Below are 18,003 nucleotides of genomic sequence, written 5' to 3'. Positions count from 1 at the left end.
GTCCGCCTTCAGATATAAGGGCAAAAAAAACGCCGCTAACGCGGCGTTTGTCATGGTTACTTCAGAATCTCAATACGGCGTGGTTTCGCCTCTTCCGGCACCAGTCGTTCAAGATCGATGCTCAGCAGACCATTCTCGAGACGGGCATCGCGCACCACAATGTGGTCGGCGAGCTGGAATTTACGCTCGAAGTTACGCTCGGCGATACCCTGATACAGGTATTTACGCTCGGTCTGCTCTTCAGGATGGGCACCCCGCACGATCAGCACGTTATCGTGCGCCGTGATATCCAGTTCGCTCTGAGCAAAACCGGCCACCGCAATAGTAATGCGATAGTGATTTTCATCGACCAGTTCAACGTTATAGGGAGGATAGCCGCCATTGCTCTGATTCTGATTAGATTCGAGCAGGTTAAACAGGCGATCAAAACCGATAGCAGAGCGATAAAGTGGGGTGAGATCAAAATTACGCATATTAAGACTCCTGAATGTCAGCAAGTTTTGGCAACCTTCCACTACTGGACAGGCTGGATACGGCACCCCACTGTCCCTTGCGGCAACGGTGAGTGCGTCCGTAAACTAAAAATGGGTGCCACAAGACCATTTTCAAGAGGGCGAAATGCAATTTTTTTCGCCAATTTGAGGAAATGACATACACTCAGGACTACATTTGCCAGACCCAGACGGACTTCGCCCCAGAGTGTTGACGTTGTCTGGCAAGCAAACTCAGCCAGGCTTATGCCATGACTGAAGGGATGATGATGATGAAATTGATGAAGACCTTACCTCTGGCTGGAGTGGTGTGCTGCGCAATGGCAACAACCGGCTGTTCCAGCGTGATGTCTCACACAGGTGCGAGTCAGGGCTACTATCCAGGCACCCGTGCCAGCGCTGATATGCTGTCCGATGGTGATACCAGCTGGGCGCTGAAGCCGCTGGCGTTAATCGATCTTCCTTTCTCTGCCGTGCTGGATACGCTGCTGCTGCCGTGGGACTACTACCGCAGCGATAAAGATAAATCTCTCGACTCTCCACGTGAACGCATCCTGCAGAGCGAAAGGCTGGCGCATACGCAGGAAAGCCTGGCGCAGGCGCAGCCTATGCCTCCTATGCGGTCACTGCCGCAACCGTAAAGAGTTGCCGCCAGCCATTCACCTCACGCATATAAGCAATCTGTGTACCATCAGGTGACCAGACCACCGCGTCACCTGATGGCGCCTCTTCTGTTCTGCGGGTCAGACGCTGACACGCGCCGCTCTCAACGTCACATCGCATCACGCTGTTATCGCAGACAAAAGCGATCGCCTGGCCGTCAGGATGCCAGCTAAAGGCGGACTGAATGCTGTGGCTGAGTCGGGTGATCTGACGCGGTTCGCCGCCGTTGGGTGAGACCGTCCAGAGCTGGATCACCTCTGCGGCATCCGCCATCAGAAACGCTATCTGGCTGCCATCCGGTGCGGCGCGCAGCCAGTGGCGAGGTTGCAGAGCCACACCACGGCTGTGCGTCAGGCGACGCTGCTGCACGCCAGCCGGTGGCGCAGGTAACTGCTGGCTGCTGCCCTCCAGCGGCATCTCTCCGGCGCGGGCGTAATCCTCCAGCGCATCAGGCAGATCAACAATAAAAACTTCAGGCCGTTTTTCACCCTGCGCCGTCAGCGTGTCGCCAATAAAGGCGATCGCCCAGCGCTGCCAGCTGCCGTCCGGCTTCTGGTAGCCACGCTCACCGACCCAGCACTCCTCACAGGCACGATTAATCTGGTCACTGCCTGGCAGCGGTTCCGCATGCGTCTGGCTCACCAGCAGGCAAAAAAAGGTGCCGTCATATTCGCGCGGATGCTGCTTTTCGGGCGTTACAGCGCAAAGGGGCACCGCGATGCCGACGTTGCGCAGATCGAGCCGGCTATCCAGTTCGTGCATTACGTGGTCATTGTAGGTAAAGCTCAGGCGAGAACCGTCGGGACTGAAGACATGTACATGCGAGCCGCCACGCAGCGCGCCAGGGGTAAACGGTGGCGTGATATCGCAGGCATCCAGATTCACCGCCGCACCGTTCTGAACGATCACCCCGCGCCGGTGGTGGAAGTCATACTGCCAGCTGGCATCGGGATGTTCCGGGCCATGAATGCAGACGTAGCGCGGTGGCAGGTCGGGACTGACCGTGACGACGCCAACATGGGCACCATGCCGGGCCTGATACAGCACCTCCACCTCACCGGTCATCACATTGACCCGCTCAATGGTCTGACTGGTAAACGACGCGCCCGATGGACGAACGTCAAACGCCAGCCACTGGCTGTCGGCAGTCCAGACATTAATATTGGTGAGCTGATGCTGACGGGCAGCAAAGGTGATCTGTTTTTCTGACATGATGAAACCCACGGAGAAAGAGTTGCCCGACAAATTACGCGATTCTGTTTTGCGGTGCAGCAATTTTGCCGGGTTAGGGGATCCGGGCCGAAGCGGCCCGGCAGAGAACAGGCCGTTACAGCACTAACTCTTCGATGGCATGCGCGACGCCATCTTCCATATTGGTTTTGGTGATGAACTGAGCAATTTTCTTAACAGAGTCAATGGCATTCCCCATTGCGACACCCGTTCCTGCGTATTCGATCATCGCCAGGTCATTCTCCTGATCGCCAATCGCCATCACTTCTTCCTGCTTCAGGCCGAGCTTCTCAGCCAGCATTTTGACGCCCTGGCCTTTATTCACCCGACGATCGAGGATTTCGAGGTAATAAGGCGCGCTCTTCAGGATGGTGTAGGTCTGCTGAGCATGCCCGGGCAGGCGGGCAATCGCCGCGTCGAGAAGAGCGGGCCGGTCGATCATCATCAGTTTCGGGAAGCGCATGGCACGATCCATCTCCTCCACCGCGCGGTAGCGCACCGGAATGCCGGTCAGGCTCGCTTCATGGATGGTGTATTCGCTGATGTCTTTGTTAGGGGTATAGAGATGGGTTTTGTCGAATGCCTGGAAATGTACGCCAAGCTCACGCGCCAGGTTCTCAATGTAGAGGTAGTCGTCAAAGGTCAGCGTCACTTCCGCCACGCACTCACCATCTTCGGCCTGATGAACCAGCGCACCGTTGTTGCTGATCGCGTACTGGCCGGGCGTCTGCATATCCAGTTCCATGAGATAGCGCTGGATACCCACAAACGGCCGGCCGGTAGTCAGAACAATCGACACCCCTTGCTGACGGGCGCGATCCAGGGCGGATTTCACCGCCGGTGTGATCTCATGTTGCGGGTTGAGCAGGGTGCCATCCATGTCGATAGCGATCAATTTAATAGCCATAGAGTCCTCGTAGCGTCTGGGTTTTGTTCAATGCTAGCGCGATTCAGCGCACATTGACCAGTTTCATGGCAGGCGAGAACGGCCAGCTGATCGCCAGCTTCAGGCGGTAAAGAGATCGCGGTGGATTTTAATCACGGCTTTTCGGATTGTTGCGGGTTCGCCAGGGGCGCAGCAGGGACGATGGATATCGTGCGGGAAAAAGAGCGCGAACATGCCGGGCATCAGCGTAATCACTGACTCATTCAATATTTTCTGATAAAAAACGACGTCACGCTGCTGGGCAAAATCTTCGGTGATGTGCTGGTCGGGATGGGCGCGGGCCACGCCAATATTTTCGGTGCCTGTCAGCAGATACTGAATATCGATGTAGTTGAAGTGGGACTCCGCTTTGCGTGCGCTGGCCGGTTCGGTCATCATCTCCTGCACCAGACAGAACATTTTGTTGTCGGGCAGGATCTCATATTTGCCGGTTTCCAGCTGGCTGAAATCTGTGCTGGCAATCCAGCTTATCGCCTGATCGACTACCGGATGAAAGGCGTGACGTTCTCTGTCCCAGTCGTGACGATCGCAAACAATCATGGTGTTACTCCCTGTGTGGAATAGTGCGCGGTAAATGCGCAAAGAGGGGCAAGAGTAAGGGAGCTGACCGGGTTAAAACGTGATCGGGATCGCAGCATGCGGGCAGGAAGGCACGCCCTGGCGGGTTTTCCGCCCGGACGGCACAAAAAAAAGGCCATCACCTGGGTGATGGCCTTTCATCTCTGATGCCGGTTAAATATCGATATTGGCGGCTTTCAGCGCATTTTCTTCGATGAAGGCGCGGCGCGGTTCAACCGCATCGCCCATCAGGGTAGTGAACAGCTGATCAGCGCCAATCGCATCTTTAATGGTAACGCGCAGCATACGACGGCTGTCTGGATCCATGGTGGTTTCCCACAGCTGCTCCGGGTTCATCTCGCCCAGACCTTTGTAGCGCTGGACCGAGAGGCCGCGACGCGACTCTTTAATCAGCCACTCAATCGCCTGTTCGAAGCTTGCCACTGGCTGACGACGCTCGCCACGTTCGATGTAAGCATCTTCTTCCAGCAGACCACGCAGTTTGCTGCCCAGGGCGCAGATTTTGCGATACTCAGGACCCTGAATGAAATCAGCATCCAGCGGATAGTCAGTATCTACACCGTGGGTACGGACGCGCAGTACCGGCTCGAACAGGTTTGATTCGCGGTTTTCGCGCACCTGTGCCAGATAGGTGCTGCCGTGCGCTTCGCGTTCAGTCAGATAGCTCACCAGACCATTCAGCCAGGTTGTAACCTCTGCTTCGCTGGTCAGGTCGCTCAGCGTGTCGTGATAAATCATCGCACGCAGCATGGCCATCGGATAACGGCGCTCCATACGCTTGATCATCTTCTGGGTGCTGTTGAAGTCAGTGACCAGCGTCTCCAGCGGCTCACCGCCCAGCGCCGGCGCGCTGGCATTGGTGTGCAGCGTCGCGCCATCAAGCGCGATAGCGATCTGGTATTGATCCATCGCTTCATCATCTTTGATGTACTGCTCCTGCTTGCCTTTCTTCACTTTGTAGAGTGGCGGCTGGGCGATATAAACGTGGCCGCGCTCAATGATTTCAGGCATCTGACGATAAAAGAAGGTCAGCAGCAGGGTACGGATGTGCGAACCATCGACGTCGGCATCGGTCATGATGATGATGCTGTGATAGCGCAGCTTGTCCGGGTTGTACTCGTCGCGACCAATACCGCAGCCCAGCGCGGTGATCAGCGTGGCCACTTCCTGAGAGGCGAGCATCTTGTCGAAACGCGCTTTTTCAACGTTAAGAATCTTACCTTTCAGCGGCAGAATCGCCTGGTTTTTACGGTTACGGCCCTGTTTGGCCGAGCCGCCTGCGGAGTCACCCTCCACCAGGTAGATTTCAGACAGCGCCGGGTCGCGCTCCTGGCAATCCGCCAGTTTGCCTGGCAGACCCGCCAGATCCAGCGCGCCTTTACGGCGGGTCATTTCACGGGCGCGGCGTGCCGCTTCACGGGCACGGGCAGCGTCGATGATTTTGCCGACTACAATTTTGGCGTCTGAAGGATTTTCCAGCAGGTATTCAGCCAGCAGTTCATTCATCTGCTGCTCAACCGCTGTTTTCACCTCGGAGGAGACCAGTTTATCTTTGGTCTGCGAGGAGAATTTAGGATCCGGTACTTTCACCGAAACCACAGCGATCAGACCTTCACGGGCATCATCACCGGTGGCGCTGACTTTGGCCTTCTTGCTGTAACCCTCTTTTTCCATATAGGCATTCAGGGTACGGGTCATCGCTGAACGGAAACCGGCGAGGTGTGTACCGCCGTCGCGCTGTGGGATGTTGTTGGTAAAGCAGTAGATATTTTCCTGGAAGCCGTCGTTCCACTGCAGCGCCACTTCCACACCAATGCCATCTTTCTCGGTAGAGAAATAGAACACGGTAGGATGAATCGGGGTTTTGTTTTTGTTGAGGTACTCAACAAACGCCCGGATGCCGCCTTCATAGTGGAAGTGATCACTTTTACCATCACGCTTATCATCCAGACGAATCGACACGCCGGAGTTCAGGAATGAGAGTTCACGCAGGCGTTTCGCCAGGATGTCATACTCAAAATCGCGCACGTTGGTAAAGGTTTCGTGGCTTGGCCAGAAACGCACACGGGTCCCGGTAATGTCGGTCTCACCCGTCACCGCCAGTGGTGCCTGCGGTACGCCATGGACGTAAATCTGCTGATGCACTTTGCCTTCGCGACGAATGGTCAGCTCCAGCTTCTGCGACAGGGCGTTAACCACGGAGACGCCCACGCCGTGCAGGCCGCCGGAGACTTTATAGGAGTTATCATCGAACTTACCGCCAGCATGCAGCACGGTCATGATCACTTCAGCGGCAGAAATGCCCTCTTCTTCGTGAATACCGGTAGGAATGCCGCGTCCATCATCCTGCACCGATACGGAGTTATCGGCATGGATGGTGACCACAATGTCACTACAGTGACCAGCGAGCGCTTCGTCGATTGCGTTATCCACGACCTCGAATACCATGTGATGCAGACCGGTACCGTCATCGGTATCGCCGATATACATGCCCGGGCGTTTGCGTACCGCATCAAGTCCTTTCAGGACTTTAATACTTGAGGAGTCATAAGAATTCGACATCAACGTTTCTCGCTCATTTTAATCTTCAGGTTGAACCGCTATTTTACCCTGTTCCACGCGGAACATCTTGCCCTTTTCGTCGGTCATGTCGATTACATGTCCGGCAGAAATTGCGCTGACAAACACCTGAGCCTGAGTGGCTTTTAACCGTTCCGCCAACAGGCGTCGGCGGCTCTCATCCAGCTCAGAAGCAAAGTCATCAATGAGGTAAATACAGCGGCGTCCGCTCTGGCTTGTCAGGAACTCGCCCTGTGCCAGACGCAATGCACACATCAGCAGTTTTAACTGCCCGCGTGAGAGTAAATCTTCTACCGGCGTCCCTTCAGCCCGAATACGAAAATCCGCTTTATGGGGGCCGCTGGCGGTATAGGTCAGTGCGCGATCGCGCTCGAAGTTACGTTCCAGCAGTTCGGCGTAGTCGCTCTCTTTGTCCCAGCCACGCTGGAATGAGAAGCGCAGCTCAAATTCCGGCAGAAACTGGCCACAGGTGGCGGTGATCTCCGCTGAAATCGCCGCACTGTATTCCGCCCGCCACTGGCTGATCTGTTCAGCCAGCGGAACCAGCTCCTGATCCCAGGGACGAATCTGGCTGTAGCGTGAGACCTGGCGCAGCGCCGCGTTCCGCTGTTTAAGCAGGCGGCGCATGTTGTTCCAGGCGTTAAAAAAGCCGGGGGTGTTATGAAAGCAGCCCCAGTCGACATAGGCTCTGCGATATTTGGGGCCGCCATTCAGCAAACTAAAGCCTTCAGGGGTGATTAACTGCATCGGCAACAGCTGCGCCAGCTCCGCGACCTTATGACCATCGCTGCCATCAATGCGCACTTTGCTGTCACCGGCACGGTTTTTGGTCAGCCCGACTGAAATTTCCCGCTCTTTGTTTTCCAGACGCCCGTGCAGCACAAACGCCGCCTCGTCGTGACGAATCACGCGTCCCGCCTGCAGGCTGCGAAACGAACGGCCATGCCCCAGAGTATGAATCGCTTCTAAAACGCTGGTTTTACCACTGCCGTTGGCGCCGACCAGGAAATTAAAGCCGGGTGCCAGCTGCAGATCAGCCTGCTCAATATTACGAAAATCTTTGATAAGAAGGCGGGTTAAAGCCATGAATCAGTCCAGCGTGAAGGGCAATAAAGTTTTGGGCCTGGCGATCCAGGGCGTCAACGGCAAAGCAGGTTTGCCCGATACCTCAGTCACCAGGCCGTCGGCGTCGCAGCTACGTTGCGCCCCGCCAGCGCACAGCCACCGGAGCGTACTGAAGTACGTGAGGATGGCGAGCACTGCCGGGGCACAACGTAGCAAGTAAGCCAGGCCGATATCTTCTACAAGCGCATGGGCATGACGACATAGGCCGCTGCCGGACTCGCCACATCCTCAATCTGCACGCTCGACACTGAATCGGTCAGCAGCAGACGGACGTTTTCGCACTTAAGCGCGTTCAGCACATCCAGCACGTAACTGACGTTGAAGCCAATCTCCAGTTCCGTGCCGTTGTAGCTGACATCCAGCATCTCTTCCGCTTCTTCCTGTTCAGGGTTATTGGCGGTGATCTTCAGCTGATTTTCGGTGATATAGAGGCGAACACCGCGGAACTTCTCGTTAGAGAGGATAGCGGCGCGGGCAAAGGCCTGTTTGAGCAGATCGCAGCCCGCTTCCAGCGCTTTGTCCGGATTCTTCGGCAATACGCGACGATAATCGGGGAAACGACCATCAACCAGCTTAGAGGTAAAGATGTAGTCGCCGACATGCGCACGGATATTGCTGCCGCCAATCTGAACCTGCAGCGGAGTATCGCCTCCATCCAGCAGACGCAGCAGTTCAATCACGCCTTTGCGCGGCACAATCACCGAATGACTCGGCAGCGCCTGACCAATCGGCATGGAGCAGACAGCCAGACGGTGACCGTCAGTGGCCACGGTGCGCAGCTCTTCCCCTTCGGTTTCAAACATCATGCCGTTGAGGTAGTAACGCACATCCTGATGCGCCATCGAAAACTGGGTCGCTTCAATCAGCCGTTTCAGCGTTGCCTGCGGCAGGGTAAATTCAACTTCACTCTGCCAGTCGTCAAGATTTGGGAAGTCACTGGCGGGCAGGGTCGACAGCGAAAAACGGCTGCGGCCAGAGCGCACCAGCATGCGATCGCCTTCCAGTGCCAGAGTAATTTCTGCGCCATCCGGCAATCCGCGACAGATATCGAGGAATTTACGCGCCGGAACGGTGGTGGATCCAGGCTCATGTGCCTGAGTCAGCGCCACGCGTGCGACCATCTCCATTTCCAGATCGGTACCGGTCAGCAACAGCGAACCTTCAGTTACCTGCAGCAGCAGGTTTCCAAGGATCGGCAGCGTCGGACGACCACCCAGGGGACCACTTACTTGTTGCAGCGGCTTCAGCAACTGCTCACGTTCAACAATAAATTTCATAGCGTCAGGAAGATAATGTTCTGATGAGATTAGAGAAATCTTCTTTGATATCGTGGCTCTCTTCACGCAGCTGCTCAATCTTGCGGCAGGCATGAAGCACCGTTGTATGGTCACGACCCCCAAAAGCATCGCCAATTTCTGGCAAGCTATGGTTGGTTAACTCTTTCGCCATCGCCATCGCCATCTGGCGCGGACGTGCCACCGAGCGCGAACGGCGCTTGGAAAGCAGATCCGCTACCTTAATTTTGTAGTACTCAGCCACGGTCTTCTGAATATTATCGATGGTGACCAGCTTTTCCTGCAGCGCCAGCAGATCGCGCAGCGCTTCGCGCACGAAGTCGATGGTAATCGCCCGGCCAGTAAAGTTGGCATTGGCGATCACGCGATTCAGCGCGCCTTCCAGCTCACGCACGTTAGAGCGTAACCGCTTGGCAATAAAGAAGGCGACTTCACCAGGCAGACGGATGTCGTTCTCATCCGCTTTTTTCATCAGGATCGCCACACGCGTTTCCAGCTCAGGCGGCTCGATCGCCACCGTTAAACCCCAGCCGAAACGTGATTTAAGACGATCTTCCACCCCGTTGATCTCTTTTGGATAGCGATCCGAGGTGAGGATGATCTGCTGGTTGCCCTCTAATAAGGCATTAAAGGTGTGGAAGAACTCTTCCTGCGATCGCTCTTTATTAGCAAAGAACTGAATGTCATCGATCAGCAGCGCATCTACCGAACGGTAGTAGCGTTTGAACTCTTCAATCGCATTGTTCTGCAGTGCTTTAACCATGTCCTGCACGAAGCGCTCGGAGTGCATATAAACCACTTTTGCATTGGGTTTACGGGCAATGATGCCGTTGCCCACCGCATGCAACAGGTGCGTTTTACCGAGACCGGTGCCGCCATACAGAAACAGCGGGTTATAAGCGCCGCCTGGATTATCCGCCACCTGACGTGCCGCCGCGCGCGCCAGCTGGTTAGATTTACCCTCGACGAAGTTATCGAAGTTATGACGGTTGTTCACATTTGAGCGATAGGTCACGTCGGCTGGTGCCGGGACATTATCCCAGCTGGGACGCATAATCTGCGTCGGGGCCGGACGAATATGGCTCTGTACGGGCATCACGGGCGCGCTGACGCTGGCCATTACGGGCTGGCTGACCGCTGCCGCCTGCTGCTGAACCGGGCGCGTTCCCACTTCAAAACGCAGGGCGGGCACGTTTGGACCGCAGAATTCATTCAGCAGTGCATTGATACTATTAAGGTATTTGTCCCGAACCCAGTCGAGTACGAAGCGATTTGGAGCATACAAGGCAAGCGTATTGTCGTTTAACTCAGCCTGTAGTGGACGGATCCACATGCTGAATTCGGTGGCAGGAAGCTCATCCTGCAAACGGGCAAGACACTGTTGCCAAAGCGTAAGTGACACGGCGGACTCCACTCGTACAAATTCGAAAAGAATAGTAGGCGTTACTCTAAGAAACGTTCATTTTTGACACAGACGCTAAGAAAGCGCCTGCGACCGCTATCAGCGGTTTTCCGTCCTGCAATCACCGGAGGATCGTCAGCGGAAGGGCGGATCATAGCGCAAAGCGAGGCAGAGATCTTCCCTTTCTACACAGTTTTGATCCTTTTTATCCACAGGCCAGAGGCGCGCAAAGAAGTTTACGCCAGTTGCGGGAAAAACCAGCAGGGATCTGACGCAATCCATTAAAATTTCGGGCGACATCTCATTTTATCCCCAGGATCCGGCAAGCCGATCGCAATAAGATCCCGTGCGATCCTTGCGCTTTAGTGCGGAGCCCGTATAATTCTCCACCCGACATTGAGCCATCAGGCGCAAAGTCGGGACTCTGCGGGCTGTATGCGGGTTTTCAGGCACTATGACACGCGAAGTAAATTGACTCGGGACTGTACAATTATTACAATCCCGCCTCTTTATTAAAGACACATTGAGGCGTAGGTCGATTTTCTGGCCCGAAACGCGTCACCCAGTGAAAATTTTCAAGTTTAGGTAGAAACCGCCATGAAACGCACTTTTCAACCGTCCGTACTGAAGCGCAACCGTTCACACGGTTTCCGTGCTCGTATGGCAACAAAAAATGGTCGTCAGGTTCTGGCACGTCGTCGTGCTAAAGGCCGTTCTCGTCTGACCGTTTCTAAGTAATAAAGCAAGCCCTGATGGGTAAGCTCGCATTTCCCAGGGAGTTACGTTTGTTAACTCCCACTCATTTCACTTTCGTCTTCCAGCAGCCACAACGGGCTGGCACGCCGCAAATTACTATTCTCGGCCGCCTTAACGCGCTGGGGCATCCCCGCATCGGTCTCACCGTCGCTAAAAAACATGTGAAACGCGCTCATGAACGCAACCGGATCAAACGATTGACCCGCGAAAGCTTTCGTCTGCGTCAACATGAACTGCCGTCGATGGACTTCGTGGTGGTCGCGAAGAAGGGGGTTGCCGATCTGGATAACCGTATGCTGGCGGAAGCGTTGGAGAAATTATGGCGTCGTCACTGTCGCCTGGCGCGCGGCTCCTGATCGTCCTGATACGCGTCTATCAACGCGGCATCAGTCCATTACTGGGACCACACTGTCGGTTTCACCCGACCTGCTCTCATTACGGAATTGAGGCATTACGCAGGTTCGGCCTGATAAAAGGCAGTTGGTTGACATTAAAACGCGTATTAAAATGCCACCCCTTGAACCCGGGTGGTGACGATCCTGTGCCGCCAAAAACCTTTGATACCAGAGAACATTAACGATGGATTCGCAACGCAATCTCTTTCTCATCGCTTTTCTGTTCGTGACCTTTATGATCTGGCAAGCCTGGCAGACGGACCACGCTCCGCAGCCACAGCAGACGCAGACCACACAAGGCACAAACAGCGTAGCGGGTGATACCGCCAGTCAGGGTGTACCGGCCAGCGGTCAGGGCCAGACGATCACCGTTAAGACTGATGTCCTGTCATTGAATATCAACACCCGAGGCGGTGATGTTGAACAAGCACAGCTGCTGACTTTCCCGGACAAACTGGGTTCTAACCAGCCGTTCCAGCTGCTTGAAACAACGCCAGCGTTCCTTTATCAGGCACAGAGTGGTTTGACCGGTCGTAATGGCCCGGATAACCCGAACAACGGCGCGCGTCCGCTGTTCAACGCTGCGCAGGATCACTTCGAGATGGCTGATGGCCAGTCCGAACTGCGTGTGCCGATGACCTACACCGCTGAAAATGGCGTGGTTTACACCAAAACCTTCATCTTCAAGCGTGGCGAATATGCCGTTAATGTCGATTATCATGTCAACAACACCACCCAGCAGCCGCTGGAAGTGTCGCTGTTTGGCCAGCTGAAGCAGACCATCGATCTGCCTAAGCATCGTGATACCGGCAGCAACAACTTTGCTCTGCACACCTTCCGTGGCGCGGCCTACTCCACCAGCGAGTCGAAATATGAGAAGTATAAATTCGACACCATCGCGGATAACGAGAACCTGAACGCCACCACCAGCAATGGCTGGGTTGCGATGCTGCAGCAGTACTTTGCAACGGCATGGGTTCCGCGTACCGAAGGCACCAACACCCTTTACACCAGCAACCTGGGTAATGGCGTGGCGGCGATTGGCTATAAATCTGCACCGGTCACCATTGCCGCGGGCGCACAGCAGAATCTGGGTGCAACGCTGTGGGTCGGCCCGGAAATTCAGGACAAGATGGCAGCGATTGCGCCGCACCTTGATCTGACCGTAGATTACGGCTGGTTGTGGTTTATCTCTCAGCCGCTGTTCAAACTGCTGAAATTTATCCACAGCTTCATCGGTAACTGGGGCTTCTCCATTATCGTGATCACCTTCATCGTGCGCGGCATTATGTACCCGCTGACCAAAGCGCAGTACACCTCGATGGCGAAGATGCGCATGCTGCAGCCGAAAATTCAGGCGATGCGTGAGCGTCTGGGTGATGACAAGCAGAAGCAGAGCCAGGAAATGATGGCGCTGTATAAAGCAGAGAAAGTGAATCCGCTGGGTGGCTGTCTGCCGCTGGTGATTCAGATGCCAATCTTCCTGGCGCTTTACTACATGCTGTCAGGCTCGGTTGAACTGCGTCATGCGCCATTTATTCTGTGGATCCATGACCTGTCAGCGCAGGACCCGTACTACATCCTGCCGATTCTGATGGGCATCACCATGTTCTTCATTCAGAAGATGTCACCGACCACCGTGACCGATCCGATGCAGCAGAAGATCATGACGTACATGCCGGTGATTTTCACCGTGTTCTTCCTGTGGTTCCCGTCAGGTCTGGTGCTGTACTACATCGTCAGCAACCTGGTCACCATTCTCCAGCAGCAGCTGATTTATCGCGGCCTGGAAAAACGTGGTCTGCATAGCCGCGACAAGAAGAAAGCGTAAGCGATCCAGAGCGGGAGTAATCCCGCCCTAAAATAGTCTATTCTCAGGCGGTCAAAGCGACCGCCTGTGTTTTTTGTAGCGAGAGAAAATTTATGAGCCACAGCGATACCATTGTTGCCCAGGCGACGCCACCCGGACGCGGCGGCGTAGGCATTCTGCGCGTCTCTGGCGCCCAGGCGGCAGAGGTCGCCCGCCAGCTGCTGGGCAAACTGCCTAAGCCGCGTTACGCCGATTATCTGTCGTTCACCGATAGCGATGGCCGCGTGCTGGATCAGGGCATTGCGCTGTGGTTTCCTGGTCCTAACTCCTTTACCGGTGAAGATGTGCTGGAGCTGCAGGGCCACGGCGGCCCGGTGATCCTCGACCTGCTGCTGAAGCGCATCGTGGCGCTGCCTGGCGTGCGTATCGCTCAGCCGGGTGAGTTTTCAGAGCGTGCGTTTCTGAATGACAAGCTCGATCTGGCGCAGGCCGAAGCGATTGCTGACCTGATTGATGCCAGCTCTGAGCAGGCGGCGCGTTCGGCCGTGAACTCCCTGCAGGGCGTCTTCTCCACCCGTATCAATCATCTTGTGGAAGCACTCACTCACCTGCGGATCTATGTCGAAGCCGCTATCGACTTCCCGGATGAGGAGATCGATTTCCTCTCTGACGGCAGAATCGAAGCGCAGCTGAATACGGTGATCGGCGACCTGGATGCCGTCCGTGCCGAAGCGCGTCAGGGCAGCCTGCTGCGTGAAGGGATGAAAGTGGTGATTGCGGGCCGGCCTAATGCGGGCAAATCGAGCCTGCTGAATGCGCTGGCGGGCCGTGACGCCGCCATCGTCACGGATATCGCAGGCACCACCCGTGACGTACTGCGTGAGCATATTCATATTGATGGCATGCCGCTGCATATCATCGACACCGCCGGTCTGCGTGAAGCCAGCGACGAAGTGGAGCGCATCGGGATTGAGCGCGCCTGGCAGGAGATCGAACAGGCTGATCGCGTGCTGTTTATGGTGGACGGCACGACGACCGATGCCACCGAAGCGGCGGCGATCTGGCCCGATTTCGTCTCCCGTCTGCCGCCCGAACTGCCGATTACCGTGGTCCGCAACAAGGCGGATGTCACCGGTGAGTCTCTCGGTCTGACAGAAGTAAATGGTCACTCACTGATTCGCCTGTCGGCACGCACCAGCGCGGGCGTGGACGAGCTGCGCGATCACCTGAAGCAGAGCATGGGCTTCGCCGGCAATATGGAAGGCGGCTTCCTGGCGCGTCGCCGTCATCTGCAGGCGCTGGAGCTGGCGGCAATGCACTTACAGCAGGGTAAAGCGCAGCTGCTCGGTGCCTGGGCCGGTGAGCTACTGGCGGAAGAGTTACGTCTTGCCCAGCAGGCGTTAAGCGAGATCACCGGCGAGTTCACTTCTGACGATCTGCTGGGTCGCATCTTCTCCAGCTTCTGTATCGGTAAATAACCGTGCTGGCCTGATAGCGTCCTGCTGTCAGGCCAGATTTCCTGCCACGCTGCCTCCCTGTTATTCCCGCCTCTGCGTTGATTCTTGCTGATATGTTATTTTGCGGCGGCACGGCATTGCCGTATAACGGTTGAAGCGCCGATCTGACGTGCGGCGACGGATTGCGGTGAGTGATCCCCGCCTCATCCCGCCGCGCCGGACCGGACGCAAACCCACTACGTGAACACCGTTGGGCGAACTTTTTCGCCTGAAACAGGAGAGTTGCATGAGTACACCGCTCGACACTGCCGCACTGGACACGCTGTTTAATGACGCCCGCACCCACAGTTACTGGCAGGCTAAGCCCGTCGATAACGCCCTGCTGGAGCAGCTCTATGCTTTAACGGCACTGGGCCCGACCTCGGCGAACTGCTCGCCTGCGCGATTTGTTTTCGTGACCTCGGCGGAAGGCAAAGAGAAGCTGAAACCGGCACTCTCTTCCGGCAATCTGGAAAAAACCATGAGCGCGCCGGTCACGGTGATTGTGGCCTGGGACCGCGAGTTCTATGAGCAGCTGCCCGCCCTGTTCCCCCATGCTGATGCGCGCAGCTGGTTTACCGGCAGTCCCGAGGCGGCAAAAGAGACCGCTTTCCGTAACAGCAGCCTGCAGGCGGGCTACCTGATTCTGGCGGCGCGTTCGCTGGGTCTGGATGCCGGTCCGATGTCCGGGTTTGATCCGGCCAAAATCAATGACGCCTTTTTCCCCGACGGTCAGTATCAGGTTAACCTGCTGATTAACCTCGGCTACGGTGATGCGTCAAAACTGCATCCGCGCCTGCCGCGACTGAGCTTTGAGCAGGCGAGTCGTTTCGCCTGATGCTGCCCGCGTCGCGAGTCGAATCGCGACGCTTATCTCTGGTCGATCCCCGCAACTCAGCTCACTCTGCTCATCCTATTCCGAATTTACCCCAATCTGTGCGTTGCCAGGTGCATTAAGGTAAGAAAATTCCTACAATGCTTCTGATGATTATCTGACCATTTTCACGGAGCGACAGATGGCTGGTCATTTTGTACGCTGGACGGGCGATCCCGGCTTCCCGGCTAATGATTTACGCATTCCCCAGGCTATCACCGACACGGCACAGCAGTTTGCTGACAAACGCCGTGGGCGATTTCTTGCCGCCCGTACCCTGCTGGCACAACTGATGCTACGGGTTTATGGCATTGGTGAGCTGCCGCGCCTGCTTATCCAGAGCAACGGACGCCCCGTTTTTGCTGACAGCGATCTGCCCGATTTCAGCATCGCCTATGCGGGCAATACGGTGGGTGTGCTGCTGGCCGAAGAGGGCGGACGTGCCGGTCTGGATATGGAGATTGTGCATGCCAGAAGCCGTCAGACTCAGGAGCAACTGATTCAGGGATTAACCTCGGGCGAGATCGCCTGGATCAATGCCCAGCAGGATGCCATGGAGGCGGTGACGCAGATCTGGACATTACGCCAGAGCATTCTCAAGCTGACGGGAGAGGGCGATCGGGGACTGGATTCGCTGCGCCTGTTGCCCGGTGCGGGTCGGCTGCGATCTTCACTCTATCCCGATATTCAGGTGGTGTGTGATGCGGAGCCCATGCTGGTCTGGTCGTGTGCGCTGTCGTCTGCGACTCAGCGTCTGCATCTGTGGGAGATGGATAACGCCTTTCAGTGGCACGCATTACGCGAAATAGAGATGGGTAAGCCCAACATCGGGCCTCATGCTCTGCGGCTGACCAGCCTGCCCAGCGAGCGCAGCCTGCATCCTGAAATGTAAAAAGCCGCAACCCGGAGGTTGCGGCCCTGAATGCGCTTAGTGCGCGTCTACAAAGACAATCTTCAGCACAAACAGCAGAGCAACAATCACTACGCAGGGGCTGATTTCACGCCAGCGGCCAGTACCCAGCTTCATGACGCAGTAAGCGATGAATCCCAGCGCAATGCCTTCGGTGATGGAAAAGCTGAAGGGCATCATGGCGGCGGTCACAAACGCCGGAACGGCTTCGGTCAAATCATCCCAGCGTACGCGCGACAGGCTGGCGGTCATTAACACCCCAACGTAAATCAGCGCGCCCGCAGCGGCGTAGGACGGCACCATCGCGGCCAGCGGTGACAGGAAGGTCACCAGCAGGAACAGCAGGCCGGTGACCACGGCCATCAGGCCGGTACGGCCACCAATCGCCACGCCCGAGGTGCTTTCGATATAGGCGGTCACGGATGAGGTGCCTGCCAGCGCGCCACTCACTGAACTGATGCTGTCGACATACAGCGCCTGCTGCATGCGCGGGAAAGTGCCGGTTTCATCGGTCAGTCCCGCTTTGTCGGTGACGCCGATCAGCGTGCCGGAGGAGTCGAACAGATTGACCAGCATAAAGGAGAAGATCACGCCCGCCATGCCGATGTTGAAGGCGCCTTTGATATCCACCTGGCCGACCACAGAAGTAATGGAAGGCGGCGCAGAGAACAGGCCGACAAACTTCACGTCACCCAGCATCCAGCCGATAGCGGTAGTAACCACCATCGAGATCAGCACTGCCGCGTGGATATTGCGTGATGCCAGAATAGCGATGATAAAGAAGCCCAGCGCGCCCAGCAGTACGCTGTGCGAGGTCAGGTTCCCCACGGCCACCAGGGTATCGGGATTCGGCACGATAATACCGGCATTCTTCAGCCCCATCATGGCGATAAACAGGCCGATACCGGCGGTAATGCCGACGCGCAGGCTCAGCGGGATATTGGCAATCATCCAGTAGCGAACCCGCAGTAGCGTCAGGATCAGCAGGCCGACCGCACCCCAGAAGATCGCGCCCATACCCACCTGCCACGAATAGCCCATCGCGCCAACCACCACAAAGGCGAAAAAGGCGTTCAGCCCCATTGCGGGCGCCAGCGCCACCGGCAGATTGGCAAACAGTCCCATCAGAATGCTGCCAAAGGCGGCAATCAGACAGGTGGTCACAAACACCGCCTGGGTATCCATGCCGGCGACGCCGAGGATCTGCGGATTGACGAAGACGATGTAGACCATCGTCAGAAAGGTGGTGATACCCGCGATCACTTCGGTGCGCACCGTGGTGCCATGTTCCTGCAGCCTGAAGATGCGCTGCAAAACGCCTTGCTTGCTCATGCCATCCATCCAGAAGAAAAAATCATCGGCGCGTATCCTGGCGATTTTACCGGGGCAATACAATGATTTTTCGCAACCGATTGCCAGTCTCGCAATCTGCGCTGAGTGCGGTAGAGTGT

General features: G+C 56.2%; 17 protein-coding genes. 8 read left to right on the top strand and 9 right to left on the bottom strand.

Translation table 11 applies throughout. From position 1 onward, the window contains the following. Window positions 1–56: 56 nt before the first annotated feature. Window positions 57–473, bottom strand: a complete 417-nt coding sequence (gene ibpA, locus NR201_RS16410) for a small heat shock chaperone IbpA (RefSeq protein ID WP_010258920.1) — start codon at window positions 471–473, stop codon at window positions 57–59. A 290-nt stretch (window positions 474–763) separates the two neighbouring features. Between ibpA and NR201_RS16405 the strand changes: the two genes are divergently transcribed. Further along, window positions 764–1,132, top strand: coding sequence for a YceK/YidQ family lipoprotein (locus tag NR201_RS16405; RefSeq protein WP_223564587.1), 369 nt, complete (start codon window positions 764–766; stop codon window positions 1,130–1,132). On the opposite strand, the gene NR201_RS16400 is transcribed toward NR201_RS16405, so the two are convergent. From NR201_RS16400 to dnaA, 7 genes are all read right to left on the bottom strand, one after another. After that, the gene (locus tag NR201_RS16400) at window positions 1,107–2,366 is read right to left on the bottom strand and encodes a DUF3748 domain-containing protein (RefSeq protein ID WP_033780887.1); all 1,260 of its coding nucleotides are present in this window, start codon (window positions 2,364–2,366) and stop codon (window positions 1,107–1,109) included. The genes NR201_RS16405 and NR201_RS16400 overlap by 26 nt on opposite strands. A 115-nt stretch (window positions 2,367–2,481) precedes the next feature. Further along, complete coding sequence (yidA, locus tag NR201_RS16395) at window positions 2,482–3,291, bottom strand: sugar-phosphatase (protein WP_010258924.1); 810 nt, start codon at window positions 3,289–3,291, stop codon at window positions 2,482–2,484. 99 nt (window positions 3,292–3,390) lie between these two features. Continuing rightward, window positions 3,391–3,870 carry a YhcH/YjgK/YiaL family protein gene (locus NR201_RS16390; protein ID WP_010671614.1) on the bottom strand — a complete coding sequence of 160 codons (480 nt, stop codon included), beginning with the start codon at window positions 3,868–3,870 and terminating at the stop codon, window positions 3,391–3,393. A gap of 192 nt (window positions 3,871–4,062) precedes the next feature. Then, complete coding sequence (gene gyrB / locus NR201_RS16385; protein WP_010258926.1) at window positions 4,063–6,471, bottom strand: DNA topoisomerase (ATP-hydrolyzing) subunit B; 2,409 nt, start codon at window positions 6,469–6,471, stop codon at window positions 4,063–4,065. Window positions 6,472–6,489: 18 nt separating this feature from the next. After that, entirely contained in the window at window positions 6,490–7,575 is a 1,086-nt protein-coding gene (gene recF / locus NR201_RS16380) for a DNA replication/repair protein RecF (protein WP_010258927.1), read from the bottom strand. A 215-nt stretch (window positions 7,576–7,790) separates the two neighbouring features. Next, window positions 7,791–8,891, bottom strand: coding sequence for a DNA polymerase III subunit beta (dnaN, locus tag NR201_RS16375; RefSeq protein WP_010258930.1), 1,101 nt, complete (start codon window positions 8,889–8,891; stop codon window positions 7,791–7,793). A gap of 4 nt (window positions 8,892–8,895) precedes the next feature. After that, on the bottom strand, window positions 8,896–10,311 hold the full coding sequence (gene dnaA / locus NR201_RS16370) for a chromosomal replication initiator protein DnaA (protein WP_031591042.1): 1,416 nt from the start codon (window positions 10,309–10,311) through the stop codon (window positions 8,896–8,898). A gap of 597 nt (window positions 10,312–10,908) precedes the next feature. On the opposite strand from dnaA, the gene rpmH reads away from it, so the two are divergent. From rpmH to NR201_RS16335, 7 genes are all read left to right on the top strand, one after another. Next, complete coding sequence (gene rpmH / locus NR201_RS16365) at window positions 10,909–11,049, top strand: 50S ribosomal protein L34 (protein ID WP_003849659.1); 141 nt, start codon at window positions 10,909–10,911, stop codon at window positions 11,047–11,049. A gap of 14 nt (window positions 11,050–11,063) precedes the next feature. Beyond that, on the top strand, window positions 11,064–11,423 hold the full coding sequence (rnpA, locus tag NR201_RS16360) for a ribonuclease P protein component (RefSeq protein WP_008926396.1): 360 nt from the start codon (window positions 11,064–11,066) through the stop codon (window positions 11,421–11,423). After that, the gene (gene yidD, locus NR201_RS16355; protein WP_008926397.1) at window positions 11,387–11,644 is read left to right on the top strand and encodes a membrane protein insertion efficiency factor YidD; all 258 of its coding nucleotides are present in this window, start codon (window positions 11,387–11,389) and stop codon (window positions 11,642–11,644) included. Before rnpA ends, yidD begins: the two co-directional genes overlap by 37 nt. Window positions 11,645–11,646: 2 nt before the next feature. Next, the gene (gene yidC, locus NR201_RS16350; protein ID WP_010258933.1) at window positions 11,647–13,293 is read left to right on the top strand and encodes a membrane protein insertase YidC; all 1,647 of its coding nucleotides are present in this window, start codon (window positions 11,647–11,649) and stop codon (window positions 13,291–13,293) included. A gap of 92 nt (window positions 13,294–13,385) precedes the next feature. Beyond that, a complete protein-coding gene (gene mnmE, locus NR201_RS16345) occupies window positions 13,386–14,750 on the top strand; it encodes a tRNA uridine-5-carboxymethylaminomethyl(34) synthesis GTPase MnmE (protein WP_256849976.1) in 1,365 nt (454 codons plus the stop codon). 265 nt (window positions 14,751–15,015) lie between these two features. After that, a complete protein-coding gene (locus tag NR201_RS16340) occupies window positions 15,016–15,606 on the top strand; it encodes a malonic semialdehyde reductase (protein ID WP_031591047.1) in 591 nt (196 codons plus the stop codon). A 178-nt stretch (window positions 15,607–15,784) separates the two neighbouring features. Further along, window positions 15,785–16,534: a 4'-phosphopantetheinyl transferase superfamily protein gene (locus NR201_RS16335; RefSeq protein ID WP_010258937.1), complete on the top strand. Its 750-nt coding sequence runs from the start codon at window positions 15,785–15,787 to the stop codon at window positions 16,532–16,534. Between the two features lie 36 nt (window positions 16,535–16,570). Here NR201_RS16335 and NR201_RS16330 read toward each other — a convergent pair whose 3' ends face one another. Then, complete coding sequence (locus NR201_RS16330) at window positions 16,571–17,884, bottom strand: NCS2 family permease (RefSeq protein WP_010258938.1); 1,314 nt, start codon at window positions 17,882–17,884, stop codon at window positions 16,571–16,573. Window positions 17,885–18,003 lie beyond the last annotated feature (119 nt).

The sequence above is a fragment of the Pantoea sp. Fr-CA_6 genome, assembly GCF_024520895.1.
Taxonomy (GTDB): domain Bacteria; phylum Pseudomonadota; class Gammaproteobacteria; order Enterobacterales; family Enterobacteriaceae; genus Pantoea; species Pantoea agglomerans.
This window is presented reverse-complemented; position numbering and strand designations above follow the sequence as displayed.